We start from the raw sequence: 25936 nt of genomic DNA, 5'->3' as shown, positions 1-25936 counted from the left end.
CTGTGGTGACTTTTTTAATCCGTGAAGATGAGCGACCTTTAGGCTTTGTCTGAACCATCAGTAGCCTGTTTTAACTTTACTTCACAGTATCGATTTTCGATAATGCATAAAGTTTTAGAATGCAGTGCGAATGCTGGTGAAAGTATGCAGATGCATGCAAAGATTCAATAATTTATAGAGATGGATTTATCCGCCATGTTTGTGCGTTTGTTTTATACCTTAAGAAAATACGGCGTACCCGTTTCTACACGTGAACTGATTGATCTGAATGAAGCCGTTGCTTCAGGTCTGGTTTTTGCGGATCAAGACGAATTTTATCAGCTGGCGAAGACTGTCATGGTCAAAGACGAACGCTATTTTGATAAATTTGACCGCGCCATGAAAGATTATTTTGATGGTATTTCTACTTTTGATTTAGATGATTTGCTGAATCAGGTGCATAAACTGCCTAAAGATTGGTTTGATTTAGAATTACTAGAAAAACATTTAACACCCGAACAGCGTGAAGAACTCAAAAAAGCGGGTTCATTAGAAGAATTGATGAAAATGCTGGAAGAGCGCTTACGCGAACAGCATAAAAAACATCAAGGCGGTAATCGTATGATTGGCACGGGGGGAACCTCACCGTTTGGCGCTTATGGTGATCATCCTGAAGGTGTGCGTATTGGCGGGCCGGGCCGAAAAAAATCAGCAGTTAAAGTTTGGGAACAGCGGCAATACCGCAATTTGGATGACGAGCAAATCTTAGGAAGCCGTCAAATGCAAATGGCGCTGCGCCGCTTGCGCAAATTCGCCCGTCAGGGCGCAGCAGAAGAGCTGGATATTGACGGCACAATCCGTGAAACAGCAAAGCAGGGCATTTTGGATGTGCAGCTGGTGCCAGAACGCCGCAACCGCATTAAAGTACTGATGCTATTTGATGTGGGCGGTTCTATGGATTCGCATATTGCGCAATGCGAAAAGCTGTTTTCTGCGGCAAAGACTGAATTCAAGACCTTAGAATATTTTTACTTCCATAACTGTCTTTATGACTATGTGTGGAAAGATAATGTCCGCCGCTCAAATACCCGAATGAATACATGGGATTTGTTTAATACCTATGGGAAAGATTACCGTGTCATTGTTGTGGGTGATGCGAGTATGGCGCCTTATGAAGTGGCTTCGGCAGGAGGTTCTGTCGAATATATGAATGATGAAGCGGGTCAGGTTTGGCTGCACCGTCTGCGTCAGCATTTTGAAAAGACAGCATGGCTGAATCCAGAAGAAGAAAGCTATTGGCACTACACACATACGATTGGCTTAATTAAGCAGATTTTTGAAGATCACATGTTCCCAATGACTTTAAAAGGCATTGAAGATATGACGAAGTATCTGGCACGCTGATTCCATTTTTCTATTAGTCGTTTTATCTATTGTTATTAGTGCTTTAACGCAATTTATTTTAGTATAAGGTTATATATCTAGAATTTAGGCTTCAATAAAGGGATAAGCATGGAACAGGAAATTAATGGCATCGCGCTGCCGAATGAAGAAGGCTTTTTTGGCAGCTACGGCGGCCAGTTCATTCCGCCAGATTTGAAACAGGCGATGGATGATATTAATGCCGCTTATCAGCAAATCCGCAATACTGAAGAGTTCCAAAATGAACTCAAAGATCTTTTTGCCAACTATGTGGGCCGTCCAAGCCCGCTGTTTTATGCAAAACGTTTATCTGAGCAATTAGGCGGTGCGCAAATTTATTTAAAGCGTGAAGACTTGAATCACACTGGCGCGCATAAAATTAACCACTGCTTAGGTGAAGCGTTGCTGGCAAAATACATGGGTAAAACCAAAGTGATTGCAGAAACAGGCGCAGGCCAGCATGGCGTAGCATTGGCAACGGCTTGTGCGCTTGTAGGTATTCCATGCGAAATTCACATGGGGCAAGTGGATATAGAAAAAGAACATCCCAATGTTGTAAAAATGAAAATTTTGGGTGCGAAGCTGATTTCTGTAACGCGTGGAACGGCAACGCTGAAGGATGCAGTAGACAGCGCATTTGAAGAATATTTAAAAGATCCAACCAATTATATATATGCCATTGGTTCTGTGGTTGGGCCGCATCCATTTCCAATGATGGTTCGTGATTTCCAAGCGATTATTGGTGAAGAAATTAAAGTTCAAACCAATGAGCGTTTTGGCGCAAACCCTGATTATGTTGTGGCATGCGTAGGCGGCGGTTCAAATGCGATGGGTGCATTCACAGCATTTTTAAATGAAAGCAATGTGAAACTGGTGGGTGTGGAACCCGCAGGGCATGGTCTAGACACAGATATGCACTCGGCAACTTTGACCTTAGGTAAGCCAAGTCAAATTCATGGTATGGCATGCTATGTGTTGGAAGATGAAAATGGTGAACCATTGCCAGTCCATTCTATTGCTTCTGGCTTGGATTATCCTGGTGTAGGGCCACAGCACAGCCTATTAAAAGATTTGGGCCGTGTGGAATATTCTACGGCTACAGATCAGGAGTGTTTGGATGCATTCATGACTTTGTCACGTGTAGAGGGGATTGTTCCAGCATTAGAAAGTTCACATGCTGTGGCTTGGGCTATACGTGAAGCGCCAAAATTAAGCAAAGACACGAAGATTGTGGTGAATGTTTCAGGCCGCGGCGATAAAGATGCAGATTATGTGGCAGCAAAACTTGGCTTAAATTAAGCAGCTATTTACGAAATAAAAAAATCCCAGTATTGCTGGGATTTTTTTATTGCTGTAAGGCTGATAGTCTTATTTGCAGTCCAAGTGTAATGACAATGCAATGATATTTGGTTCATTGTGAAAAAATTTTCCTGAATTTCAGGGAAATTGAATTGGGATTCTTGGATTTTGATGCAGCTTAAACCCATATTGTTTAACCAGAAATATATTGCTGCAGCTGATCAATGAGTTTCTTTTGATCTTCCATTGCGGCTTTGACTAAGTCGCCAATTGAGATTAGGCCAATCAATTTACTGTTTTCTACAATAGGCAGGTGGCGCAGGTGTTTGTCTGTCATTAATTCCAAGCAGTGCTCTACTGTAGCTGAGCGTGTCACGGTGAGAACTTTTTCAGTCATAATTTGATTGACTGTAGTGCTGAATGACGTGCGCTCCATCAGGGCAATTTTACGCGTATAGTCGCGTTCCGAAAGAATGCCGACCACAGCATCTTCGTGCGTTACAACTAAAGCGCCAATGCCTTTCTCGGCCATAATCGAAATCGCTTTTAAAACTGTCTCATCAGGCGCAATTGTAAAAATTGCCTGTTGTGGTTTACTTTGTAATACGTGTGCAACTGTGGTCATTGTTGTCAGTCCATTAAAGTTATTATTTGTTTTAACTTAACGCGAATAGCGGAAAAAGCAAATACTCATGCGTTCAATATTTCAAAAAATTAAAAAATATTGTAAATGTTAAGCAAAACGGGTGCTTTGATTTGAAAAAAAGAAATGGCGCATAAGCTGTGTGCTTAATTTCAGCTTCTTGTGATTGCTTGAATTGCAAAGCGCAGGTGTAACGTTCAGGCGAGTTAAAGTTGGAAGAAGTGAATTTTCAAAATCTGCTGGTGTTATCTTTTTAGGCTGATAATGAGGCCAATGCTTTTGCGCATATTTGTGCGCCTGCAGGCCATTCAGCCAGAATGGAAATATTGAGTCTTCACCATCTCTGGTCATTGCCCAGCCTTCATGATAAAGGCCCCAAAGTACACCGCAATACATCATGCTTTTTAAAATTGCAATTTTAAAGCAAAGTTCTTTAGAGATGGGGTGTAAGTGTTTGAAATGCTGATGCTGAGTCATTGGAACCAAAAATAATGCTGTTTTATCTATTTTAAGGAAAGCATATTAAATGAATGTGTAAGCTTTGCTGAAAATCGTAAGCAAATATGTTGTTTTGATGGGGCTACAAATATAAGGGGCAAAAAAAACGCCACCTAAGTGACGTTTTATTATGCTTGCAATGTGGCCATTTTTTGCCAGTACTGCGCTTTGAGCGAATCACGTTCTACGCGGAAACCTTGATAATAAAGTTCTGCTAAGAACAATGCTGCTTTACCATGTCCAGCATGCGCAGCGCCTTCCAATTCTTTTACCGCATCTGAAAAATTCATTTGAGATTGAATTGTATTTACTGCATTTGCATATACATGTTCTAAGTCATGCTGAGAGATTTGTTGCATCATATTTAAGTTACTCCTTATTCTAATTATGCTTACATCTGCCTACTTCAGATAGGTGCCTACTTCGCCCTATCAATAACTACTATAGTTAAGTATTGTTAAATTAATATTACAATAAGCTGGAAAAGTCAACCATCTATGTAAATTATTCTATATGTTTGATAGTTTACATGATTAAACAATGATCGGTTGTATTTTTTATTAATATGTTTAGATAAGAAGACGTTAACAATAAGGAGAAGGATGATGACTAAAATATTAGACGGTTTGAATTTTGATATGCCTCCTACTGCGGAACAGGTGGTTGCGTTAGCGCATTTGCATCGCCAAAAACTTGATGAAGCTATTTTTCATCAAGAGATTCATATGGGGGAATTCGGATTGGCGCAGCGCAAGCGGGTATATGATTTTACCCGTGAATTGGATGTTGCGCAGCGTGAAGAGTTTTACGACTTATACAATGGTGAACTGCTTCGCATCGCGGATGATGATGATTTGCATCCAGCGCATGCAGAAGGCGGGCTCAGTATTTTTGCGGTGGTAATTGTTCTGGCAATTATTGCATTGATTTTATATTTCGCCGTTATTCAACGAATTGTTCAATAGGCTCTATATCGCTCTCTGCTGGCGAGTCTGACGGAGAATTGATCAGACTGACTTGAACTTATTTTAATGCAGACATACACTACTTTGAATTCGAGGTAGTGTATGTCTATTGACTTAAAGCGCATTCATAAAAGTATTTTTCAATTCAGATTAAAAATAACACTCGAACAGATTTATAACCTATTCATCTGTTTTATCATTCTGCTCATCATTGTTTTAGGCTTATTTGCCTTGAACCGGCCCATTTCTTCTCAGAAGTTTCATCATGTACTGCGCATTGCTGAACAGCAGAGCTGTCCAGAATCACAAAATTTAGCGCAGGCTTTGACGCTTGAGACCGAAATATCTATGGGCCAGTATCTTAAATTGATGCATGCATATCATTCAGAGTCTGAACGGGCGCATCAGTTGCCGGCGGTAACTGAGGAACGGCCATAGGGAGATCATTCTCCAGCCCTTCTGTCCTCGGGTTTAAGTTGTCCTGCAGAATCTCACTGATATTGGCTTTTTCTAAATCCTTGCTGACCACTAAAAGTGTCAGCTGGTCTGGATGCACATGTTTTCGGATAGCTTTTTGTACATCTTCAGCAGTAATTTTTTGCAGCTGTTTAGGGTATTGATCTAATGCTTCAGCAGGCTGGTTGTAAAAACCCAAGAGTCCCAGTTGCGCATTGATGGAAGCATTGCTGCTGTAATTGTTGGGATAAGCGCGCAGCATTCCAGCTTTAACCTCTTCAAGTTGTTTGCGGTCAATCGGCTGCTGAACAAAATCTGTAAGCGCTTTATGCGCTACTCGAATACTGTCAACCAACTGATCTTGCCGTGTGGAATAGCTGAAACTGAACATGCCAGGTGATTGGCTAAAGCTGAATGCACTATAAGCGCCATAGGTATAGCCGCGCTTAACTCGAAGTTCCTGCATCAAAATGGCATTAAAGCCGCCGCCACCAAACATTTTATTGCCAATTTCTAAAGCTATGCGGTCGGGGTCATCACGTGTCGTGCCTAAATGCCCAAAAGTGACATGTGCCTGTTCTGAGTTATAAGGCATATGCACAATATTAAGCGAATTTTTTTCGATTGGCGCAGGCAGCGGCTGTGCTTTCTCACCTTGTTTGATATTGCCTGCAATACGCTCTGAAAGTTTTAGTGCCTCCTTTGCATTGAGCTTTCCAGTGATTGCAATATTCATATTTTGTGCGACAAGAAATTTATCGCGGAACTGCTTTAAATTTTCTGTAGTAATTTTCTTTAGACTGCCATTGGTGCCTGTAATAGGCTGCGCATAGGGATGCTGCCCATAGATTTCACGATAAAATTGAATACTCATGAGACTGCTGGGGTTTTCCTGCAGCTGTTTTTGACCCGCCTGGGTATTGCTCAGCACCATATTGATGCTGTTATTTTTGAAAGTTGAGTTTTTTAAAACCTCAACCATCATGGCTAAAGCTGGCTCTAGTTTTTTAGGGTCTGAAAGCACTCGTAAGCGCACAATAAACATGTCGCGGTAGGCTTTAATGGAAAATTGGGCGCCGTTTTGTTCAAAGGCGCTGACAATTTGATTGGCTGTATACTTTTCTGTGCCTTCATCCATCAGGCTGGCTGCCATATTGGATAAACCATACAGTTGATTGCCAATTTCTAAATCACGTGAAGAGCCAGCATTAAAAGTCAGCTGAATATCCACCATGGGTAAATCTTGCGATTCCACAAATAAAGTTCGGACTTTATAGCGGTTCTTTAAATCATGGACATAAGGCGCGCGAGATTCTTGCTGTTTTAAATTCCGCAGGCTTTGCAGCATAGGAATAGACTGCAGCTGACTTGGGTTATCATTGATATCGGGCGCAGTATTCAAATAAGTATCAACGTCTTCAGCAAAGCTTTGAGTGGCACAAGCAAGCAGAGCGTAGAGCATTAAGGCGGATATTTTTAGCATAGGATATTCCATTATTGCGCTTTGCTTTCAGGTGTCAGATATAAAGTGCTTAGATTGTCTTTAATAAGATAGGCATTGGCCACACGCTGAATATCCTGTGGGCTGACATTTTCATAATGCTTCGGCAGTTCATCCATTAGTCGATAACTCAGACCGTTTACTTCTAGATTGCCAATCATTTTGGCCTGTCCTGAAATATCATCCTGACTGTAAATTAAATTTGAAACAAAGCGGGCGGTAATGCGCGAAACTTCATTTGGATCGACTAATTCATTTTTTAACAGATCAATTTCACTTTGCAGCGCTTTCTGCGCATCTTGCATAGCAACACCATCTGCAGGCAAGGCTGAAATACTCAGTAAGCTGTCACCGCGGTTATATGGGTCATAAGAAACGCTGACAGCGGTAAGAAGTTTTTTGTCTCGCACCAGCCGCTGCTGCAGGCGTGATGAAATCCCGCTGTCTAAAATGCTGCGGATAATGGCTAGAGCATAAGCATCTTGAGGGTTTTTTGCAGTTGCTAAAGATTTGACGTTCCAGGCCATGTAAAGATTAGGCACTTGAACATTCGACTCAATTTCCATGTGGCGGTAGCCGACACGCTCAAATTCTAAAACATCATTGCGCGGTGGGGTTTTCTTCGCAGCAATATCACCAAAATACTTTTGTACTTGGTGGATGGCCGCTTCGGATTCTACATCACCCACAATGACCAAAACCGCATTATTGGGGGTATACCAGTCGCGGTACCATTTCTTTAAATCGTCCAGATGAATGTTCTGAAGGTTTTTCATATGCCCAATTACGGGCTGGCGATAATGGCTGGTTGGATAAGAAATCCATTTAAAACGTTCAAATGCCAAAGCGCGCGGACTATCATCGGTACGCTGGCGGCGTTCTTCCATGACGACTTTGATTTCGGTTTCAAAATCCTGCTGGCGCAGCAGTAAATTGCTCATGCGGTCAGCTTCTAATTCAAGCGCCATGGGAAAATAGGTTTTAGGATAGAGCTGGTAGTAGTTGGTGTAGTTTGTAAATGTTGCCGCATTGATGCTGCCGCCATATATACGGCTTAAGCGGGTAAATTCATCTTTGGGAACTTTATTTGTCCCTTTGAACATCATGTGTTCAAGTGCATGTGAAATGCCCAGTGTATTGCCGGATTCATCGGTGCTTCCGACTTTGTACCAAATTTGCGTCATGACCATAGGCGAGCGGTGATCTTCGCGGATGATTACTTTTAGGCCGTTTTTAAGTGTGGTTTCGAAAGTGGTTCTTGCGAGTTGCCCTTGTGTTTCTGCATGTAAGATTGGGCTTATTAAACCTAAACAGATGAAGCTTGCTGTAAGTGCGCGGGTGTAAAAGAATCGGTGCTGAATAATGGATGATAATAAATTTTTGGACACTGCGCTTCCAAGCATAAAGACATAATTTACTTCTATTGTTTAGAAACTAGGATATGAACGCAAGTGCATGCTGTTGTTTTTTAGTGTGTTGCAGAATGACATGCCCTGAAAAGCTCAAAAATAAATAACTTATGCTAGAATCAGCTTTTTTAAACGCAGTGCTTTTCAAGGATTCGGCATGCAACAGCAATCTAATGGGCAGAATAATTTTTTGATTGATGCTGATATCGGAGATGATGATGTCACATTACCGAGTTTACCTGCGGTCAACGTGCCTATAGCTGAAACTCCAAAAGAGCAAACAGCAGTTTCTGAGCCTGTAGCATCAGAAATTGAGCAGCAAGAAGAACAGGCAAAAGGCGGTTTCTTCAGCCGGATGAAAGTCGGCTTAACCAAAACCCGTAAGAACTTTGCTGATGGAATGGTCAATATCCTTATCGGCGGTAAAGAAATTGATGATGAGCTTCTTGAAGAAGTCGAAGAGCAGCTGCTGGTTGCAGACATTGGTGTAGATGCAACCAAAACGATTATTGCAAATTTAACAGAGCGTACTGCGCGCGGCGACTTAATCTACTCGCATTCTTTATATAAAGCGCTTCAGGAAGAGCTAGTTGCTCTACTTGCGCCGCGTGTTAAGCCTTTGCATATCGACCCAAATAAAGGTCCTTACGTGATTTTGGTTGTTGGTGTAAATGGTGTTGGTAAAACAACCACAATTGGCAAACTCGCGAAACGTTTACAGGGCGAAGGCAAAAAAGTCATGCTGGCTGCCGGAGACACATTCCGAGCTGCAGCGACTGAACAGCTCCAAATCTGGGGTGAGCGCAATAACATTGCAGTGGTTTCGCAAGGGCATGGCGCAGACAGTGCATCGGTTATTTTTGATGCCTTTGAGAGTGCGCGTGCTAAAGGTGTAGACGTATTGATTGCTGATACAGCTGGACGATTGCACAACAAAAGCAACCTGATGCAGGAATTAACCAAAGTTAAACGTGTGATGCAGAAGATTGATGCAACTGCGCCGCATGAGGTGATGCTGGTCGTAGATGCCGGTACAGGTCAAAATGCGATTAATCAGGTTGAAATGTTTGATGAAGCCGTAGGTTTAACAGGTATCACCATTACAAAATTGGATGGTACGGCAAAAGGCGGTGTTTTATTTAATATTGCTAGCCGGACTCATGTTCCAATCCGCTTTATTGGTGTTGGTGAGAAAATTGATGACTTGCGTCCTTTTTCTGCAAAATCATTTGTTGCTGCACTATTTGAAACTGATAAGTAGGCAGTCTTTGTTGAGATGAATTATTGAGTGATTGATCACATAAACTCCGTCTAGTGCGGAGTTTGTTGTTTAAAAGGATGCTGATTGTACTTTTAAACACCATGTTTAAGAATTAAGCGCATGAAAATAATAAATAAACTAAATAAAATATAGAAAAATATTATGTAATTTAAAAATCAAAGCATTTAGAGGGTATTGTGGAAATCTTCAATAAAATAGGGCAGGTTTTAACTGCAGATTTAACTAAAGATTTTAAATTGACCAAGAAGCAGAATGCTATTTCGAAAGAATCTATATTTATAAACCAATTGAAAAAGCGGCAAAGTGCATATGTGCTTGGTTCTAAGATTGCATTCAGTCAGGCTTATATTGCGGAATTGGTTCAAGAATCTGTTAAGAGTTGCCCAGTACATTATTCACAGACGTCAAAAGTCGCATTACTGTTAGGCGAATCACATCATCAATTTTGGACAATGGTAAAGGAAGTCCAAAAAAGAAATGTTCCTAATATGATCTTTGAAGCAATAGATGCAAAAATCAGCCAAATGGAAGCAGGTGTTGGAACGGTTCTATTTTATGAAGACCAGACTGTAATCACGCAATTAAAGAAAAATATTCCAATGCATGCAGAAAATTTTGATACATGGTCTGAGCAGGCATCGGGTATGGCGCAATTTGCTGTATGGTCAGCATTGACAGATATTGGACTTGGGGCATCTTTGCATCATTACGACTCTTCTATTCAGTATGCAGAAGAGCATCTGGATATTGCTCAAAACTGGAAAATCCGTGCTCAGCTGGTATTTGGTTCAATAGAAGAATTCAATGCTGAGGTAGATCAGCAGGAGGATCATGAAAAATTCAGAATTTATCTTTGAGTTTGAAATAGGCAATGGATATGCTCAAAGAGATAAGATTGTTCTATATTTAAAACACTATGTCGTAGTTTTGGTCATTTTTGTTTTATGAAAATAGCATATGATGAACTCATTCAAACAAGTGTTATAGACAATAAAAAGAGGTTTCTAATGTCGTTTCTAGATCAAATCAAACAGCGCCGTACCATTTATGCAATTGGTAATAATGTGTCACAAAGTCAGCAGGTGATTGAACAAACTATTCAAGAAGCTGTGCGTTTTAGCCCTTCAGCATTTAACTCACAAACTTCACGCGTAGTGACTTTATATGGTGCATCACATCTTAAATTTTGGAGCATTGTGCGCGAAACATTGCGTAAAATGGTTCCTGCCGAGGCATTTGCAAACACAGATGCAAAGCTCAGCAGTTTTGAAGCAGGTTATGGCACGGTATTGTTTTTTGAAGATCAAGATACTGTAAAAGCTTTGCAAGAACAGTTTGCGCTGTATGCAGATAATTTCCCCGTCTGGTCAGAACACTCTACAGGCATTGCGCAATTTGCAGTTTGGACAGCGTTGGCTGAACAAAATATTGGTGCATCATTACAGCATTACAATCCTGTTGTTGATACAGAAGTCGCGCAAACATTTGATATCCCTGCAAGCTGGAAATTGCGTGCACAGCTAGTATTTGGTTCAATTGAAGCGCCTGCAGGCGAAAAAACATTTATTGAAAATTCAGAGCGTTTCAAAAGCTTTAATTAAAAGAGATTTTGCAAATAGAAAAAGAGCACTTCGGTGCTCTTTTTTTATATGCGATTTCACCTAAAGCCTTGCCTATGAATCTGAGATGGGAGGCTGTCATTAAAATGTCATTAATGAACTGCACTATGCAATAAAATTTAAAATGAATGAGCAAAGCAAGATGATACTTAGATTAACTGCATTAATTTCAGCATTGATGGTGAGCTGTACAGCAATTTCAGCTGTGACTATTACAGTTCCAGAAGACATTAAAATTGTGGCTGTGAATGGTCAAGAAATTAACGGCGGGTTTTTGTCTAAGAGCCAATATAAAATCAATGCAGGTGAAAGCACGCTGAGTGTTCGATATTCAGGCTATTATCAACATGCCGATAATTCACATGATATTTTAAAATCAGGTATTGTTGCTATAAAGACACCATCATTAAAAGATGGTGAAACTTATAAGTTAGCTTTATTAGAGGCCCCTAAAGACTTTGATGAAGCAAAAAAATATAAAGATCAGCCCATATTTGCTTTGTACAATAAGCAAAATACATTGTTAGCACAGCAACAGGGTGATAAAGCTGAACAAAAAAACTGGTTTAGCAATACAGTGCTGTTAAGTGATACAAAAAATGCTGGGGAATTGTCAACAGCCAAGATGGGCGGAGAAATCAGCAATCAGAATACTTTAAAGAATGAGCAGAAAGTTAACAGCGAAAATTCACAGATACCATTAATTCAATTATGGCAGCAATCATCTAAACAAGAGCGTCAAAAATTTATGAGTTGGCTTGCAGAACAATAAATCCAACATCTAAAAAAAATCAGCATTTCGCTGATTTTTTTATTTTTGAGGCTGAAGGAAGCGCATATTTGCAATATTTTTAGCCAAAAGAGTGAATTTGGTATAAAAAATATCCACTCAAACAAATAAACTTAAAAAAGGTATTGCGCCTGATGTGAAATGCTGTAGAATGCACATCCATCGGCGGTGATGAAGATTAAAACTTCTGATAAAACAGCAACTTAGCACGAAGTGTTAAGATTGGGTTTTAGAAAGAAAGTTTAAAATAATTTGAATTACCAGTTGACTTTGAAGAGATTTAGAGTAATATAGCCGACCTAGCTTGCTGGTGACGAATCAGCAAGAAGATCATTAAGAGATTATGAAGAACAACTTGTGTGGATTTTTACTGGTTGATCGATCGAAATTATTTTCATTGATTGATGGTAGAAATTACTCGAAGTTTATTTGAGAAATATTTGTCAGAAAATTGATGAGCCAAGATTGGTGCCCTTTAAAGGTACTACTGATTTTAAACTGAAGAGTTTGATCATGGCTCAGATTGAACGCTGGCGGCAGGCTTAACACATGCAAGTCGAGCGGGGTGATGTAGCTTGCTACATTACCTAGCGGCGGACGGGTGAGTAATACTTAGGAATCTGCCTATTAGTGGGGGACAACATCTCGAAAGGGATGCTAATACCGCATACGCCCTACGGGGGAAAGCAGGGGATCTTCGGACCTTGCGCTAATAGATGAGCCTAAGCCAGATTAGCTAGTTGGTGGGGTAAAGGCCTACCAAGGCGACGATCTGTAGCGGGTCTGAGAGGATGATCCGCCACACTGGGACTGAGACACGGCCCAGACTCCTACGGGAGGCAGCAGTGGGGAATATTGGACAATGGGGGGAACCCTGATCCAGCCATGCCGCGTGTGTGAAGAAGGCCTTTTGGTTGTAAAGCACTTTAAGCGAGGAGGAGGCTCCTATAGTTAATACCTATAGTGAGTGGACGTTACTCGCAGAATAAGCACCGGCTAACTCTGTGCCAGCAGCCGCGGTAATACAGAGGGTGCGAGCGTTAATCGGATTTACTGGGCGTAAAGCGTGCGTAGGTGGCCAATTAAGTCAAATGTGAAATCCCTGAGCTTAACTTAGGAATTGCATTCGATACTGGTTGGCTAGAGTATGGGAGAGGATGGTAGAATTCCAGGTGTAGCGGTGAAATGCGTAGAGATCTGGAGGAATACCGATGGCGAAGGCAGCCATCTGGCCTAATACTGACACTGAGGCACGAAAGCATGGGGAGCAAACAGGATTAGATACCCTGGTAGTCCATGCCGTAAACGATGTCTACTAGCCGTTGGGGCCTTTGAGGCTTTAGTGGCGCAGCTAACGCGATAAGTAGACCGCCTGGGGAGTACGGTCGCAAGACTAAAACTCAAATGAATTGACGGGGGCCCGCACAAGCGGTGGAGCATGTGGTTTAATTCGATGCAACGCGAAGAACCTTACCTGGCCTTGACATACAGAGAACTTTCCAGAGATGGATTGGTGCCTTCGGGAACTCTGATACAGGTGCTGCATGGCTGTCGTCAGCTCGTGTCGTGAGATGTTGGGTTAAGTCCCGCAACGAGCGCAACCCTTTTCCTTATTTGCCAGCGGGTAATGCCGGGAACTTTAAGGATACTGCCAGTGACAAACTGGAGGAAGGCGGGGACGACGTCAAGTCATCATGGCCCTTACGGCCAGGGCTACACACGTGCTACAATGGTCGGTACAAAGGGTTGCTACCTAGCGATAGGATGCTAATCTCAAAAAGCCGATCGTAGTCCGGATTGGAGTCTGCAACTCGACTCCATGAAGTCGGAATCGCTAGTAATCGCGGATCAGAATGCCGCGGTGAATACGTTCCCGGGCCTTGTACACACCGCCCGTCACACCATGGGAGTTTGTTGCACCAGAAGTAGGTAGTCTAACCGCAAGGAGGACGCTTACCACGGTGTGGCCGACGACTGGGGTGAAGTCGTAACAAGGTAGCCGTAGGGGAACCTGCGGCTGGATCACCTCCTTAACGAAAGATTGACGACCGGTAAGAATCCACAACAAGTTGTTCTTCATGACGATGTATCTGAGGGTCTGTAGCTCAGTTGGTTAGAGCACACGCTTGATAAGCGTGGGGTCACAAGTTCAAGTCTTGTCAGACCCACCAAATCTGATTAGCTAGCTAACCTAATAGATACATTGACTTATTGATAAGCTGGGGACTTAGCTTAGTTGGTAGAGCGCCTGCTTTGCACGCAGGAGGTCAGGAGTTCGACTCTCCTAGTCTCCACCATATATTGTTCTTCAATATATAAGCTAAGAAGTTAGATTATAGAAATTAGTAAGAAGTAGACATTGGTTTACATTTTATTAACTTCTGTGATTTATCACAGCGTCTAGACCTGACGAAGGCTAGATCAATCATTAACAGAATATATTTGAGTTGAAATAATTTGTTCATACTCATAACTGACATTAACACTAACAGTGATTTATTACTGTGATGTGAAGATGAAAGATATGAGTTACTAGCGAAATTAACTGAATCAAGCGTTTTGGTATATGAATCTAATTGAAGCTGTACAGTGCTTAAATGCACAAGACGCCAACTGTATGAGCAAGCCGCAAGGCAAGCTCTGTTGCTAACCCCACTTGTAAGGGTTAACGACTGTTTGGGGTTGTATAGTCAAGTAATTAAGTGCATGTGGTGGATGCCTTGGCAGTCAGAGGCGATGAAAGACGTAATAGCCTGCGATAAGCTCCGGGGAGGCGGCAAATATCCTGTGATCCGGAGATTTCTGAATGGGGAAACCCACCCGCTATAAGGCGGGTATCATAAACTGAATACATAGGTTTATGAGGCGAACGAGGGGAAGTGAAACATCTCAGTACCCTTAGGAAAAGAAATCAATTGAGATTCCCTCAGTAGCGGCGAGCGAACGGGGAACAGCCCATTAAGTCATATAAGTTCTAGTGGAACGCTCTGGGAAGTGCGACCGTAGACGGTGATAGTCCTGTACACGAAAGGGCTTATATGATGATGTCGAGTAGGGCGAGGCACGTGAAACCTTGTCTGAATATGGGGGGACCATCCTCCAAGGCTAAATACTCCTGACTGACCGATAGTGAACCAGTACCGTGAGGGAAAGGCGAAAAGAACCCCTGTGAGGGGAGTGAAATAGATCCTGAAACCGCATGCATACAAGCAGTGGGAGCCGACTTGTTCGGTGACTGCGTACCTTTTGTATAATGGGTCAGCGACTTACATTCAGTAGCAAGGTTAACCGCATAGGGGAGCCGTAGGGAAACCGAGTCTTAATAGGGCGTTTAGTTGCTGGGTGTAGACCCGAAACCAGGTGATCTATCCATGAGCAGGTTGAAGGTTGGGTAACACTAACTGGAGGACCGAACCCACTGTCGTTGAAAAGCCAGGGGATGACTTGTGGATAGGGGTGAAAGGCTAATCAAACTTGGTGATAGCTGGTTCTCCCCGAAAGCTATTTAGGTAGCGCCTCGGACGAATACCATTGGGGGTAGAGCACTGTTTCGGCTAGGGGGTCATCCCGACTTACCAAACCGATGCAAACTCCGAATACCAATGAGTACTATCCGGGAGACAGACTGCGGGTGCTAACGTCCGTAGTCAAGAGGAAAACAATCCAGACCGCCAGCTAAGGCCCCAAAATTATAGTTAAGTGGGAAACGATGTGGGAAGGCATAGACAGCTAGGAGGTTGGCTTAGAAGCAGCCACCCTTTAAAGAAAGCGTAATAGCTCACTAGTCGAGTCGGCCTGCGCGGAAGATGTAACGGGGCTAAAACTATATGCCGAAGCTGCGGATTTGCAATTTATTGCAAGTGGTAGGGGAGCGTTCTGTAAGCCGATGAAGGTGTATTGAGAAGTATGCTGGAGGTATCAGAAGTGCGAATGCTGACGTGAGTAACGACAATGCGAGTGAAAAACTCGCACGCTGAAAGACCAAGGGTTCCAGTCCAACGTTAATCGGGGCTGGGTGAGTCGACCCCTAAGGCGAGGCCGAGAGGCGTAGTCGATGGGAAATTGGTTAATATTCCAATACTTCTGTGTAATGCGATGAGAGGACGGAGTAAGTTAAGTCAGCCTGGCGTTGGTTGTCCAGGTGAAAGGATGTAGGCATGTATCTTAGGCAAATCCGGGGTACTCTATGCTGAGATCTGATAGCAAGCTAGTTTACTAGCGAAGTGGCTGATACTATGCTTCCAGGAAAAGTCTCTAAGCTTCAGTTACACAGGAATCGTACCCGAAACCGACACAGGTGGTCAGGTCGAGTAGACCAAAGCGCTTGAGAGAACTCTGCTGAAGGAACTAGGCAAAATGGTACCGTAACTTCGGGAGAAGGTACGCTGTTGACGGTGATGGAACTTGCTTCCTGAGCGGTTGACAGCCACAGAAACCAGGCCCCTGCAACTGTTTATTAAAAACATAGCACTCTGCAAACACGAAAGTGGACGTATAGGGTGTGATGCCTGCCCGGTGCTGGAAGGTTAATTGATGGGGTTAGCGTAAGCGAAGCTCTTGATCGAAGCCCCAGTAAACGGCGGCCGTAACTATAACGGTCCTAAGGTAGCGAAATTCCTTGTCGGGTAAGTTCCGACCTGCACGAATGGCATAATGATGGGGGCGCTGTCTCCAGCAGAGACTCAGTGAAATCGAATTCGCCGTGAAGATGCGGTGTACCCGCGGCTAGACGGAAAGACCCCGTGAACCTTTACTGCAGCTTGACATTGAACTTTGATCTTACTTGTGTAGGATAGGTGGGAGGCTTTGAAACCGAGACGCTAGTTTCGGTGGAGCCAATCTTGAAATACCACCCTGGTAATATTGAGGTTCTAACTCTGCTCCATAATCTGGAGCGAGGACCATGTCTGGTGGGTAGTTTGACTGGGGCGGTCTCCTCCTAAAGAGTAACGGAGGAGTACGAAGGTGCGCTCAGCGTGGTCGGAAATCACGCGTAGAGTATAAAGGCAAAAGCGCGCTTAACTGCGAGACCCACAAGTCGAGCAGGTACGAAAGTAGGTCTTAGTGATCCGGTGGTTCTGTATGGAAGGGCCATCGCTCAACGGATAAAAGGTACTCTGGGGATAACAGGCTGATACCGCCCAAGAGTTCATATCGACGGCGGTGTTTGGCACCTCGATGTCGGCTCATCTCATCCTGGGGCTGAAGCAGGTCCCAAGGGTATGGCTGTTCGCCATTTAAAGAGGTACGCGAGCTGGGTTTAGAACGTCGTGAGACAGTTCGGTCCCTATCTACCGTGGGCGCTGGAAATTTGAGAGGATCTGCTCCTAGTACGAGAGGACCAGAGTGGACGAACCTCTGGTGTACCGGTTGTGACGCCAGTCGCATCGCCGGGTAGCTATGTTCGGAAGGGATAACCGCTGAAAGCATCTAAGCGGGAAGCCTACCTCAAGATAAGATTTCCCTAGGGCTTTATGTCCTCTAAAGAGCCGTTGAAGACTACGACGTTGATAGGTTGGATGTGGAAGTGCGGTGACGCATGAAGCTGACCAATACTAATTGCTCGTGAGGCTTGACTATACAACACCCAAACAGTTGTTGTATAAAGCATCAATTGATTCGATATTCATCAAAATTGCTTGATTTAGTTAACGCTGAAGAACAAAATATGCAACTCAAATATACCTGTTAATGTATTCTATTTGGTACGAAGTAAGGCATACATCAAATGATGTAAATAAGACCCGAACAAGTCCATAACAGTTGTGCTGGCGACAATAGCAAGAGTGAACCACCTGATCCCTTCCCGAACTCAGAAGTGAAACCTCTTAGCGCTGATGGTAGTGTGGGGTTACCCATGTGAGAGTAAGTCATCGCCAGCTCATTATTCTAAACACCCCCTGATTACTCAGGGGGTGTTTTTTTATGCGAGGGAAATAATAAATATGATATTAAAGAATAATGGCTAATAAGGAGTATAAATCTATTCAAGAGGCATTAAAATCAGCTAGATTTTTTGCATCTCCGATAGAATTGATTGATCAACATCAATATCTGAAAGAAAAACCTGATCAAATACGTGCAAGCTTATTTAGAGCTAGCTTATGTGAAATTGCAAGAATTGATGATTTATTAAAAGGTACAGTTATCTATTTCTCATTTGTAGCATCGAAGGATCCTATATTTAGTTTGATTAAATTATTACGTAATTTTCAAGTTCAGTTAGTGCCACATCAACTTGAAAATGTAGAAATTGAAGTAACTTCAGGATCTGATTTTATGGTCTATAAAAATTATATAGCATCAAATATTACTTTACATGAATTTCAAAAATTAAGAGATTTTCATAAATATGAATACTCTCAAATAGAAAAACTCATACTATGGTTTGATGAGAATCAAAGAAAATTAGGTGTAACCCAATTTTTATATTCATTGATAAAATATGTAGACACCCATCTAGTTGAGCGTTTGAATAAGCATAGAAAACTAAATAAAAATTTATAGCTGTCGTCTTGCATGTTTTAAAGCTGTTCTGAGGCCTTCTTCTATTGTTGGGTGGTAATAAGGCTTATCCAATAAATCGTCAACTGTAAGCGATTCATCCACCATCCATGCGAGTAAATGTGCGAGATGTTCTGCTTCATGACAAAACAGTTCTGCACCTAATATTTTTCTGGATTCTTTATCTACATAGATCTCGACTGCACCTTGGTTTTTGGCATTAACGATGGCGCGTCCCTGCTTGGCATAGTCAACAAAGCCTGTAATAAAGTTTATTTCATTATTTTCAAGCCATTTGATATTTTGTCCAATAGAAGCCATTTCTGGCGAACTGAATATAATGCCTAAAGGCGCCAGTGTTTTTACATTCGCAGTTTGATTATTCCTCAATATATTTTGAACAGCTAATTTGCCTTCATGAGCTGCTTCATGCTGAATGGGGGTATTGGTATGAGCATCACCTACAATATAAATGGGGTAGTCAGAAAGTTTTTTTGTATTAGGATCGACAGGCAGTTTTTTTAGATCACTGAAATCACTATTAATTTTTTCAAGATGCAATGTGTCTAGCAGTGTTTGACGGCCAGTTGCTGAAAGAACGTAATCTACATTTAAAACCTGTATTTTATCATTTTGACGGTACTTTATTTCTACTCCATGTTCGGTACGGGAGTATTTTGTGGGCAAGATTTCGAAGTGTAGATTCAATTCTTTACTCAGTTCATCTTGAGCAAGCTGCTGCAGGTTTTTGCTGACAAGTGTTCCGACTTTACGGCTGCGAGCAAAGATATCTGTTTTGACACCTAGTCGGTGCATTGCTTGAGCAAGTTCTATGGCAATGACGCCACTTCCGATCACGGCAATGGATTCTGGGAGCTGTTTTAATTCGAATATTTGATCGGTAGTAATTAAGCGGTCACTAATTTGTTCTTTTAATTTTGCATCTATATTAGGAGAGCTTCCCACCGCTAAAATAAAATTTTTGGCTTGATACTGCTGATAATTGACTTGAACCGTATTGGCATTAATAAATTCAGCGTGGCCTGAAATTTTGTGTTCAGTTTTCCATGATTCGACATCTTTTAAGGTAGCTTGGGTAAAGCGGTCACGCAATTGCTGTACATGCTGCATCACTTGTGATGTATCCACTTCAACTTTTGCAGTTAATCCTAAACCATTTAAATTTTGCATTTCATAGGCGCGATTTGCAGCGGCAATTAGAATTTTGCTTGGCATGCATCCGACGCGGGCACAGGTGGTGTCCCAAGGGCCATCATTAATAATCAGGATGTTTTGAGTGTGTTTGATGGCTTCTTTGTATGCTGAAATTCCAGCAGTGCCAGCGCCTATAATAATGATGTCGTACATGCTGAACTCCGTATATGAGACAAACTTAACATCTAAAAACAATTCTCTTGCTATTGTTTACATAAAGCATCAATTATGATTACATATCAACCAATAAATATTTATAAACGACTCAAAAAATAAGAGTTTGGGGTATCCATGGATAAGAAACAAATTGTTTTAAAGCTCTCAGCAGTATCAATAGCGGTATTGCTTGCAAGCTGTGGCGGTGGCGGCAGTGATGGATATTATAATCAGCAGCAATCTGGTTCAAATTCTGGTCCTTCTACGAACCCGAATACTGGTGAAGCCGTTAAATCTCTAAATGCTAGCGCAATTCAGCTGAAAGATTTGAATGGCAATTCGATTGCAGTTATTACAGCAGAGGGTGTAACAGCTACTGTCAAAGTGACAGATCAGTCTGGAAATGGCGTCAGCGGCGCTTTAGTGACATTTAGTTCAAGCGGCGGGGTAGTCTTTGGCAGTTCGAATGGTGCAGTCGTGACCAATGCGAATGGTGAAGCGATCATTTCTGTGACGCCTCAAGATGCAAGCAGTACAGGCGCTTATAAAATTTCAGCAACTGCTGAATACGACGGCAATACAGCAAACGCAAAAGATGCTACTTTTACCTTGCAGTCATTAAACGTGACGCTATCAAATCTGGCTGCAGCAGTTACAAGCCTTGCATCTGGCGCTTCTACAAATATTACCTTAAAAACATTAAATGATAGTTCAACCGCTCAGAATAATGTAACGGTAAACTTTACAGCAAGCTGCGGTACATTTGATCCAGCATCTGTTATTTCATCAAATCAAGGCAATGTGATTACTTCATATAAAGCCATTGCTTCGAATGGCGATTTATGTGAAGGCCCAGTTGTTGTTACAGCATCTTCGCCTAGCAGTTCATCATCAGTGACAACTACACTGAATATTGCTGCAGTGGCGGCAGACTCTCTGGTTTATACAACAGCGACTGATGTTAACCTGGGGATTAAAAGCAGCGGGTCAGCAGCATCTAGTTCTATTGAGTTCACGCTGTATGCGAATGGTGTCCCAGCACGCGATAAAGACGTTGAGGTCTCTTTGGAAAAAGCGCCAAATGATCTTCATTTTGTGACATTAAACAACCGGGCTGTACAAACTTTAAAAAGTGATTCTAAAGGTAAAATCGTCGTTAATTTATATCCAGGCAACATCCCTGGCCCTGTAGAGATTAAAGCAACGTTGGTGGCATCTCCATCAGTGTCCGCAATTTCTAAAGGCGTTAAAGTATCTTCTGGTCGTGTGACGCAGGAAGGGGTCAGCCTGTCTGTGTCTAAACAGTCTTTACGTACCGACATTGATGGAGATGTATCAACGATTGTTGCCCGTATGGTTGACCGTACAGGCAACCCTGTACCCAAAGATACGGTCATCAGTTTTGTCAGCGAAGGCGGTAAAGTTGATCCTAACTGTATGACAGATGATAAGGGCGTTTGTTCAGTGACCCTAACCACACAGAGCCCTCGTCCATTAGACAACCGCGTGACTGTGTTAGCTTATGTTGAGGGCGATAAGGATTATAATGATATTGATGGTGATAATTTATATACCGCAGGCACGGATATTTTAACTGAGAATATTGGTGATTTCTTCAGAGATGATGATGAGAACACTTTATATACAGTGGGTGAGTTCCTGTATAAGAAAGCTGCAGGTGCTTTGCAGTGTCTTTCGACTAAACCAACGCCAACACCGCTTATCGTTCAGCCTAATATTCCGAATACATGTGACAACAACTTAAGCGGCGTTTTACGCCAGCAAATTCTATTTGCATTTGCGCATGACACTCCGACTTATGTGTGGGGCAGCGGTTTTGACAGCAATGGATTTATTACTAGCGGTTCAGGCAATTTCAGTTTCCAGGTGTTTGGCAACTCGCAAAAAACAGTGCCAATGCCATCTGGAACACAGATCTCTGTTGAAGTGAAAGATAATACTGATGCAAATAACTTAAGCTGTGAAGCTGTAATTCGTGAGGGCAACGTAACAGTGCCGACAGTCATGGAATTATTCACACCAAGTACTTTTGGTAAAACTAATAATGAAGTAGTAAGTTATATCGTGCGTTTGAAAGGTTGTGCAACTGGGGATGATGTGAAAGTCATTTCGAGTGTGCCTAGCGGTAAAACAGTGACTTCTTGGCTTGATATTAAATAAAGCTAAAAATAAAAAAACAGCGCTTCGGCGCTGTTTTTTTATGCTCGGCTAAAGAGCCGTTCCCACACTGACTCCAACCGTCGGACGCACATTCATAGAATTGCATCCGGTTAGAAACAGGGCAGAGAGTACCACAACAGCAAGAAGCTTATTCATGCAATAGACCTTGAGCTTTGGCCTGATTAAATAATGCAGCTGAACGTGTGCCGCTTCTGCAAATCATCAGGATCGGTTTAGGGAGCTCTTGATAATATTTGGCAAATTCCGCAATGTCTGTTTGAGAAATTTTACCGCTAGTGACAGGTTGGTAAATTACACTAACATGCGCTTTCTCAGCAATATTGCGCAATTCTGAAACGGTTACAGCATTGCCTGTTTCATCGTCTGGACGGTTGACAATGACGGATTTAAAGCCTTGTTTCAGCAGGCCTGAAAATTTATCCGCATTCATTTGACCTGCAGTACTGACAGCGCTGCTTAAAGCAGTACTGCCATTTTCAGCCATTACCGGCGCAGCGGAGCAGATTAGGGCAATGCTTAATGCACAGCTTTGGATAAAGCGCTTAGTCATCCAGCAGGTCCATCTGTTTGGCCAGCTGATATAAATTATTTGAGCGATTGCCTGTACGGCAGAACATTAATACAGGTTTAGGCAATTCGTTGAAGTGATTGGCAAATGCTCGGACATCGACTTCGGTAATTTGACCGGCAACAACAGGCTGGAACACATAGTCTAAGCCAGCGGCACGCGCTGCTTCTTCAATTTGCGCGCTTGTTGGCTGTTCTGGGCCGCCTTCCATATCTGGACGGTTATTGATGATGGATTTAAAGCCCTTTTCAACGACTTGCGTTACATGCTCAGGGCTAATTTGACCTGTAAAGCCAACATTTTCGCTCATGGTGTCACTCCATAATTTAAATAATAGAATTATGCTTTATGATAGCATTAAGCCATAGCATGAGCTTGATGTATTGAAATTTTTATAAACGATTACAAGCATAAAAACTCTGGAGCAGCTATGCACGCTTATACGGTTGAACCGCTCTATGTTAAAAGCGGGCAAGAGGTGATTGCTGCAGATTTTTATCGGCCCAAAACAGTTCAATCGCCTGGGGTGATTATTATGGCGCATGGCTTAGCTTGCCTGCGTCAATTTAAATTGGTTCAATTTGCGAAACGCTTTGCGCAGGCGGGCTATGCCGTTGTCCTGTTCGATTACCGCTATTGGGGCGGCAGTACAGGAAGGCCGCGAGAGCTGGTTTCAATACAGGCCCAATTAGAAGATTGGCGCACTATGCTGCAGCATGTGTCACAGCGTAAATCGATTGATAACCGTAAAATTGTACTGTGGGGCATTTCACTGAGTGCTGGATATGTGCTGGATATTGCGTCTGAGAATAAAAATATTCAAGCGGTGATTGCGCTGAATCCCTTTGTCGACGGTGCTGAAAGCGCGAAGCAATATCCGCTGCATCTGCTGCCAAAGACTTTAAAAATTTCCAGTCAAGATTATATGGGCGCAAAGGTGGGCATGCAGCCGAAAACCCTGCCTGTGGTTTCTGAACATGAACTTTGCTTTGTGGCGACGGCTGATGCATATCAAGGCTATCAATCCATCCTGCATCCGGATTATTACTGGAGCGGCGAAATTCCAGCGCGGGTATTTTTCCATTTAATCCGTTACCGCCCAATCCAGAATTTAAGGCGCATTGCCGTACCTGTCTTATATATCTCATCTAAGCAGGACAGCCTGATTCCTTTGGAAACCAGCCGCGAAGCTGCGACCAATATCGCGCCTTATACAGATTATCATGAGTGGGATATGCAGCATTTTGATATTTATCATGGAAAATGGTTTGATAAAGCAGTCATGCTTCAATTAGACTTTTTGAATCAACATATTGGAGAAGGCTAAATGATTGTTGTTTGTCCAAGCTGCAATGCGAAAAACCGCGTGCCTGAAGAAAAGCTTTCGGCTGGGCCTGCATGCGGTCAATGCCATCAAAACCTGATACCGCTTGTGCCTATTGAGCTGAATGAGCAGAACTTTGGCAATTTTATCAGCAACAGCGATTTGCCGGTTTTAATCGATCTTTGGGCTGAATGGTGCGGACCATGCAAAATGATGGCGCCGCATTTTGCGCAGGTGGCAAAGAGCTACCCAAATGTGGTCTTTGCCAAGATTGATACAGAAGCCAATCCGCGGTTAAGCAGCGCGTTTAATGTCCGCAGCATTCCCACATTGGTCTTAATGAATAAAACTGACGAAATTGCTAGAATAAGCGGTGCGTTACGATCAAGCGAACTGCAAAAGTGGCTGGATCAACAATTAACTGCCCAAAAGTAACAGAGGGCTTGGAGTGACTGTGTCAGATTCTCATGTAAAACCGGAGGGAACGCTTTCCCTTCAAACCATTGCAATGCCAGCAGATACCAACTGGAGCGGCGATGTCTTTGGCGGATGGATTGTGTCACAAATGGACTTGGCAGGCGCTATTCATGCAGAGCGCTTCAGCAAAGGGCGCTGTGCAACCATTTCCATTAATCAAATGACATTTTTGGTTCCGGTCAAAGTTGGCGATGTGATCAGCTGCTATACCAAAATTCTCAAAGTCGGCAATACTTCAATTCAAATGCAAATTGAAGTATGGGACAGCCATGACAGTTCACGCGAACCGATTCGCGTAACGGAAGGCGTATTTACTTTCGTTGCGGTGGATGTCAAAGGCAATAAGCGCTCCATTCCAGATGAAGCGAAAGAAAAGTTTGCAGGAAATAAGGCTTAAGCCTTTATCTGAATTAAAAAAGCCAGTCATTGAACTGGCTTTTTTTATAGACAATCTAAAATTAGAACATGGTATTGCTGTTGGCGCTGTCTGGAGGGACATCCTGCTGTACGTCCCAATGCTCCACAATTTTGCCATGCTCTACTCGAAAAATATCAACAATCGCAGTGCCGCGGTCATTTGCATTCTCTTTGGAATGGACGTGCAGATAGACTAAATCGCCGTCTGCCGCAGCGCGTTTAATGACGCTTTTGGCTTGCGGATTGTCTTTAAAGTGCTGCGTGAAATAATTAACAAATGGCGCTTTGCCATCCGGTACATGCGGATTGTGCTGAATATACTGATTGCCAATATAACGGTCAGCATAGACTGCCACTTGATGTTTTTGAAATACACCTTCATAAAAGTCGATGACTATTTTTTTATTTTCAGCGGCTTGATCAGCTGAGGATACGGTGCTGACGGCGGTTTTTGCTGTCGATGGATTTTGACTGCAGGCTGACAGCAGGGGAATTGCGGTCAATAATAATGCAGAAGTCAGGATCAATTTTTTCATTGTTCAGCTCTTGGTATTGTTGATCTATCGCCATACTGAGCTGAAATGAAGGCTTTAAATAGAACAATTCTGTTTGCAGAGCGTCAGAATTCCGTAACAATAAAACTTACCTAAAGGTAAGTTTTATTTACTTTTTTATCAACTTCTGCTGGGCTATTCAGCTTTTCTTTTTGAGGTGGGATTTGGCGACCCATGCCCAAAGCATCTGGCATTCGATTGGCGCTGCACCTGATTCATCCTGAAGTGTGACATTCACCCATGTTTCGCCTTTTTCTGTACTCTGCATGAGTTTTTGCTGTTCAGCGGTTAAGGTTGCAGTTGCTGTCATTGCACCTTTGCTTGGACGTTTAAAATCAGCATTCATGCTTTTAATCAGCACAATAGCGCTGTCTGGAACATTCATGGCGGAGACAAAGCCCGTTGCGGTTTCAGCAAGCAGCGCCATCGCGCAGGCGTGCAGCTGGCCAATATGGTTCTGCATCGCTTTATGATTGGCCAAGCTTACCGTTACCTGTGAAGCGCTGACTTCAAGGTAACGGATCTTGGCTGTGCCGACCATAGGAACGATACGGCCAAAGGCTTTGGACCACAGCGCGGTGCGGATGCCTTGAGGGAATCTGGCGGTGCTGTGCACCAGTTTAGATAAACGGTTGCGCTGAGTCATGTGATCCTCT

At 42.8% G+C, this 25936-nt stretch carries 23 protein-coding genes, 2 tRNA genes and 3 rRNA genes; 17 read left to right on the top strand and 11 right to left on the bottom strand.

From position 1 onward, the window contains the following. The first annotated feature begins 195 nt into the window (after positions 1-195). A complete protein-coding gene (locus B9T34_RS12005; protein WP_086213447.1) occupies positions 196-1383 on the top strand; it encodes a vWA domain-containing protein in 1188 nt (395 codons plus the stop codon). A 108-nt stretch (positions 1384-1491) separates the two neighbouring features. Continuing rightward, positions 1492-2700 carry a tryptophan synthase subunit beta gene (gene trpB / locus B9T34_RS12000; protein WP_086213359.1) on the top strand — a complete coding sequence of 403 codons (1209 nt, stop codon included), beginning with the start codon at positions 1492-1494 and terminating at the stop codon, positions 2698-2700. 193 nt (positions 2701-2893) lie between these two features. On the opposite strand, the gene B9T34_RS11995 is transcribed toward trpB, so the two are convergent. The 3 genes from B9T34_RS11995 to B9T34_RS11985 all read right to left on the bottom strand — a co-directional run bounded on the left by B9T34_RS11995 (position 2894) and on the right by B9T34_RS11985 (position 4203). Beyond that, positions 2894-3325 carry a CBS domain-containing protein gene (locus B9T34_RS11995; RefSeq protein ID WP_086213358.1) on the bottom strand — a complete coding sequence of 144 codons (432 nt, stop codon included), beginning with the start codon at positions 3323-3325 and terminating at the stop codon, positions 2894-2896. A gap of 108 nt (positions 3326-3433) precedes the next feature. Beyond that, a complete protein-coding gene (locus B9T34_RS11990; RefSeq protein WP_086213357.1) occupies positions 3434-3820 on the bottom strand; it encodes a DUF2750 domain-containing protein in 387 nt (128 codons plus the stop codon). 149 nt (positions 3821-3969) lie between these two features. Then, positions 3970-4203 (bottom strand): hypothetical protein, encoded by a 234-nt coding sequence (locus B9T34_RS11985; protein WP_086213356.1) that lies wholly within the window; start codon positions 4201-4203, stop codon positions 3970-3972. Between the two features lie 243 nt (positions 4204-4446). Here B9T34_RS11985 and B9T34_RS11980 point away from each other — a divergent pair, with 243 nt between their 5' ends. Then, on the top strand, positions 4447-4806 hold the full coding sequence (locus B9T34_RS11980; protein WP_086213355.1) for a hypothetical protein: 360 nt from the start codon (positions 4447-4449) through the stop codon (positions 4804-4806). A gap of 361 nt (positions 4807-5167) precedes the next feature. Here the strand turns inward: B9T34_RS11980 and B9T34_RS11970 are convergent, their stop codons facing one another. Both B9T34_RS11970 and B9T34_RS11965 read right to left on the bottom strand, forming a co-directional pair. Beyond that, positions 5168-6745, bottom strand: coding sequence for a M16 family metallopeptidase (locus tag B9T34_RS11970; protein WP_171265203.1), 1578 nt, complete (start codon positions 6743-6745; stop codon positions 5168-5170). A gap of 11 nt (positions 6746-6756) precedes the next feature. Continuing rightward, on the bottom strand, positions 6757-8166 hold the full coding sequence (locus tag B9T34_RS11965) for a M16 family metallopeptidase (RefSeq protein ID WP_139841270.1): 1410 nt from the start codon (positions 8164-8166) through the stop codon (positions 6757-6759). A 163-nt stretch (positions 8167-8329) separates the two neighbouring features. Here B9T34_RS11965 and ftsY point away from each other — a divergent pair, with 163 nt between their 5' ends. The 10 genes from ftsY to B9T34_RS11915 all read left to right on the top strand — a co-directional run bounded on the left by ftsY (position 8330) and on the right by B9T34_RS11915 (position 18370). Continuing rightward, the gene (ftsY, locus tag B9T34_RS11960; RefSeq protein WP_086213352.1) at positions 8330-9433 is read left to right on the top strand and encodes a signal recognition particle-docking protein FtsY; all 1104 of its coding nucleotides are present in this window, start codon (positions 8330-8332) and stop codon (positions 9431-9433) included. 197 nt (positions 9434-9630) lie between these two features. After that, positions 9631-10311, top strand: coding sequence for a hypothetical protein (locus tag B9T34_RS11955; RefSeq protein ID WP_086213351.1), 681 nt, complete (start codon positions 9631-9633; stop codon positions 10309-10311). A 150-nt stretch (positions 10312-10461) separates the two neighbouring features. Continuing rightward, on the top strand, positions 10462-11055 hold the full coding sequence (locus tag B9T34_RS11950; RefSeq protein WP_086213350.1) for a nitroreductase family protein: 594 nt from the start codon (positions 10462-10464) through the stop codon (positions 11053-11055). A 160-nt stretch (positions 11056-11215) separates the two neighbouring features. Then, the gene (locus B9T34_RS11945) at positions 11216-11845 is read left to right on the top strand and encodes a DUF2057 family protein (protein ID WP_086213445.1); all 630 of its coding nucleotides are present in this window, start codon (positions 11216-11218) and stop codon (positions 11843-11845) included. Between the two features lie 513 nt (positions 11846-12358). Beyond that, positions 12359-13896, top strand: a 16S ribosomal RNA gene (locus tag B9T34_RS11940). Positions 13897-13957: 61 nt separating this feature from the next. Beyond that, positions 13958-14034 (top strand) — tRNA-Ile (locus B9T34_RS11935). Positions 14035-14084: 50 nt separating this feature from the next. Continuing rightward, positions 14085-14160 (top strand) — tRNA-Ala (locus B9T34_RS11930). A gap of 391 nt (positions 14161-14551) precedes the next feature. After that, a 23S ribosomal RNA gene (locus B9T34_RS11925) occupies positions 14552-17443 on the top strand. Positions 17444-17630: 187 nt separating this feature from the next. Beyond that, positions 17631-17745: ribosomal RNA gene (gene rrf / locus B9T34_RS11920) — 5S ribosomal RNA — on the top strand. Together the 16S, 23S and 5S rRNA genes with 2 tRNA genes alongside form the textbook arrangement of a ribosomal RNA operon. A 79-nt stretch (positions 17746-17824) precedes the next feature. Next, on the top strand, positions 17825-18370 hold the full coding sequence (locus tag B9T34_RS11915; RefSeq protein ID WP_086213349.1) for a hypothetical protein: 546 nt from the start codon (positions 17825-17827) through the stop codon (positions 18368-18370). On the opposite strand, the gene B9T34_RS11910 is transcribed toward B9T34_RS11915, so the two are convergent. Together B9T34_RS11910 and B9T34_RS19235 are read right to left on the bottom strand one after the other, a co-directional pair. Next, positions 18365-19735, bottom strand: coding sequence for a dihydrolipoyl dehydrogenase (locus B9T34_RS11910; protein WP_086213348.1), 1371 nt, complete (start codon positions 19733-19735; stop codon positions 18365-18367). The two genes, B9T34_RS11915 and B9T34_RS11910, sit on opposite strands and share 6 nt — an antisense overlap. 177 nt (positions 19736-19912) lie before the next feature. Further along, complete coding sequence (locus B9T34_RS19235) at positions 19913-19978, bottom strand: Vmc-like lipoprotein signal peptide domain-containing protein (RefSeq protein WP_416202715.1); 66 nt, start codon at positions 19976-19978, stop codon at positions 19913-19915. An 87-nt stretch (positions 19979-20065) separates the two neighbouring features. On the opposite strand from B9T34_RS19235, the gene B9T34_RS11905 reads away from it, so the two are divergent. Next, positions 20066-21919: an Ig-like domain-containing protein gene (locus tag B9T34_RS11905; RefSeq protein ID WP_416202714.1), complete on the top strand. Its 1854-nt coding sequence runs from the start codon at positions 20066-20068 to the stop codon at positions 21917-21919. A gap of 148 nt (positions 21920-22067) precedes the next feature. On the opposite strand, the gene B9T34_RS11900 is transcribed toward B9T34_RS11905, so the two are convergent. Both B9T34_RS11900 and B9T34_RS11895 read right to left on the bottom strand, forming a co-directional pair. Further along, entirely contained in the window at positions 22068-22490 is a 423-nt protein-coding gene (locus B9T34_RS11900) for a beta-lactamase hydrolase domain-containing protein (RefSeq protein WP_086213346.1), read from the bottom strand. After that, entirely contained in the window at positions 22483-22818 is a 336-nt protein-coding gene (locus tag B9T34_RS11895; RefSeq protein ID WP_086213345.1) for a TIGR01244 family sulfur transferase, read from the bottom strand. Before B9T34_RS11895 ends, B9T34_RS11900 begins: the two co-directional genes overlap by 8 nt. 120 nt (positions 22819-22938) lie before the next feature. On the opposite strand from B9T34_RS11895, the gene B9T34_RS11890 reads away from it, so the two are divergent. The 3 genes from B9T34_RS11890 to B9T34_RS11880 all read left to right on the top strand — a co-directional run bounded on the left by B9T34_RS11890 (position 22939) and on the right by B9T34_RS11880 (position 24706). Beyond that, positions 22939-23835: an alpha/beta hydrolase gene (locus tag B9T34_RS11890; protein WP_086213344.1), complete on the top strand. Its 897-nt coding sequence runs from the start codon at positions 22939-22941 to the stop codon at positions 23833-23835. Next, positions 23836-24267, top strand: a complete 432-nt coding sequence (gene trxC, locus B9T34_RS11885; protein ID WP_086213343.1) for a thioredoxin TrxC — start codon at positions 23836-23838, stop codon at positions 24265-24267. A 73-nt stretch (positions 24268-24340) separates the two neighbouring features. Next, the gene (locus B9T34_RS11880; protein ID WP_416202713.1) at positions 24341-24706 is read left to right on the top strand and encodes an acyl-CoA thioesterase; all 366 of its coding nucleotides are present in this window, start codon (positions 24341-24343) and stop codon (positions 24704-24706) included. Between the two features lie 61 nt (positions 24707-24767). On the opposite strand, the gene B9T34_RS11875 is transcribed toward B9T34_RS11880, so the two are convergent. Together B9T34_RS11875 and B9T34_RS11870 are read right to left on the bottom strand one after the other, a co-directional pair. Beyond that, a complete protein-coding gene (locus tag B9T34_RS11875) occupies positions 24768-25262 on the bottom strand; it encodes a nuclear transport factor 2 family protein (protein WP_086213341.1) in 495 nt (164 codons plus the stop codon). Between the two features lie 157 nt (positions 25263-25419). Continuing rightward, on the bottom strand, positions 25420-25926 hold the full coding sequence (locus tag B9T34_RS11870) for a DUF4442 domain-containing protein (protein ID WP_086213340.1): 507 nt from the start codon (positions 25924-25926) through the stop codon (positions 25420-25422). Positions 25927-25936 lie beyond the last annotated feature (10 nt).

Source organism: Acinetobacter sp. ANC 3813 (assembly GCF_002135435.1).
Lineage (GTDB): Bacteria > Pseudomonadota > Gammaproteobacteria > Pseudomonadales > Moraxellaceae > Acinetobacter.
This window is presented reverse-complemented; position numbering and strand designations above follow the sequence as displayed.

What these genes read in the sequence shown, in the direction of transcription:
- B9T34_RS11980 (WP_086213355.1), top strand. Translation starts at nt 4,447, where the DNA reads ATGACTAAAATATTAGACGGTTTGAATTTTGATATGCCTCCTACTGCG.
- B9T34_RS11995 (WP_086213358.1), bottom strand. Translation starts at nt 3,325, where the DNA reads ATGACCACAGTTGCACACGTATTACAAAGTAAACCACAACAGGCAATT.
- B9T34_RS11910 (WP_086213348.1), bottom strand. Translation starts at nt 19,735, where the DNA reads ATGTACGACATCATTATTATAGGCGCTGGCACTGCTGGAATTTCAGCA.
- B9T34_RS11965 (WP_139841270.1), bottom strand. Translation starts at nt 8,166, where the DNA reads ATGCTTGGAAGCGCAGTGTCCAAAAATTTATTATCATCCATTATTCAG.
- ftsY (WP_086213352.1), top strand. Translation starts at nt 8,330, where the DNA reads ATGCAACAGCAATCTAATGGGCAGAATAATTTTTTGATTGATGCTGAT.
- B9T34_RS11950 (WP_086213350.1), top strand. Translation starts at nt 10,462, where the DNA reads ATGTCGTTTCTAGATCAAATCAAACAGCGCCGTACCATTTATGCAATT.
- B9T34_RS12005 (WP_086213447.1), top strand. Translation starts at nt 196, where the DNA reads ATGTTTGTGCGTTTGTTTTATACCTTAAGAAAATACGGCGTACCCGTT.
- B9T34_RS11945 (WP_086213445.1), top strand. Translation starts at nt 11,216, where the DNA reads ATGATACTTAGATTAACTGCATTAATTTCAGCATTGATGGTGAGCTGT.
- B9T34_RS11875 (WP_086213341.1), bottom strand. Translation starts at nt 25,262, where the DNA reads ATGAAAAAATTGATCCTGACTTCTGCATTATTATTGACCGCAATTCCC.
- B9T34_RS11915 (WP_086213349.1), top strand. Translation starts at nt 17,825, where the DNA reads ATGGCTAATAAGGAGTATAAATCTATTCAAGAGGCATTAAAATCAGCT.
- B9T34_RS11890 (WP_086213344.1), top strand. Translation starts at nt 22,939, where the DNA reads ATGCACGCTTATACGGTTGAACCGCTCTATGTTAAAAGCGGGCAAGAG.
- B9T34_RS11895 (WP_086213345.1), bottom strand. Translation starts at nt 22,818, where the DNA reads ATGAGCGAAAATGTTGGCTTTACAGGTCAAATTAGCCCTGAGCATGTA.
- B9T34_RS11970 (WP_171265203.1), bottom strand. Translation starts at nt 6,745, where the DNA reads ATGCTAAAAATATCCGCCTTAATGCTCTACGCTCTGCTTGCTTGTGCC.
- B9T34_RS11870 (WP_086213340.1), bottom strand. Translation starts at nt 25,926, where the DNA reads ATGACTCAGCGCAACCGTTTATCTAAACTGGTGCACAGCACCGCCAGA.
- B9T34_RS11985 (WP_086213356.1), bottom strand. Translation starts at nt 4,203, where the DNA reads ATGATGCAACAAATCTCTCAGCATGACTTAGAACATGTATATGCAAAT.
- B9T34_RS11900 (WP_086213346.1), bottom strand. Translation starts at nt 22,490, where the DNA reads ATGACTAAGCGCTTTATCCAAAGCTGTGCATTAAGCATTGCCCTAATC.
- B9T34_RS11990 (WP_086213357.1), bottom strand. Translation starts at nt 3,820, where the DNA reads ATGACTCAGCATCAGCATTTCAAACACTTACACCCCATCTCTAAAGAA.
- trpB (WP_086213359.1), top strand. Translation starts at nt 1,492, where the DNA reads ATGGAACAGGAAATTAATGGCATCGCGCTGCCGAATGAAGAAGGCTTT.
- trxC (WP_086213343.1), top strand. Translation starts at nt 23,836, where the DNA reads ATGATTGTTGTTTGTCCAAGCTGCAATGCGAAAAACCGCGTGCCTGAA.
- B9T34_RS11880 (WP_416202713.1), top strand. Translation starts at nt 24,341, where the DNA reads ATGCCAGCAGATACCAACTGGAGCGGCGATGTCTTTGGCGGATGGATT.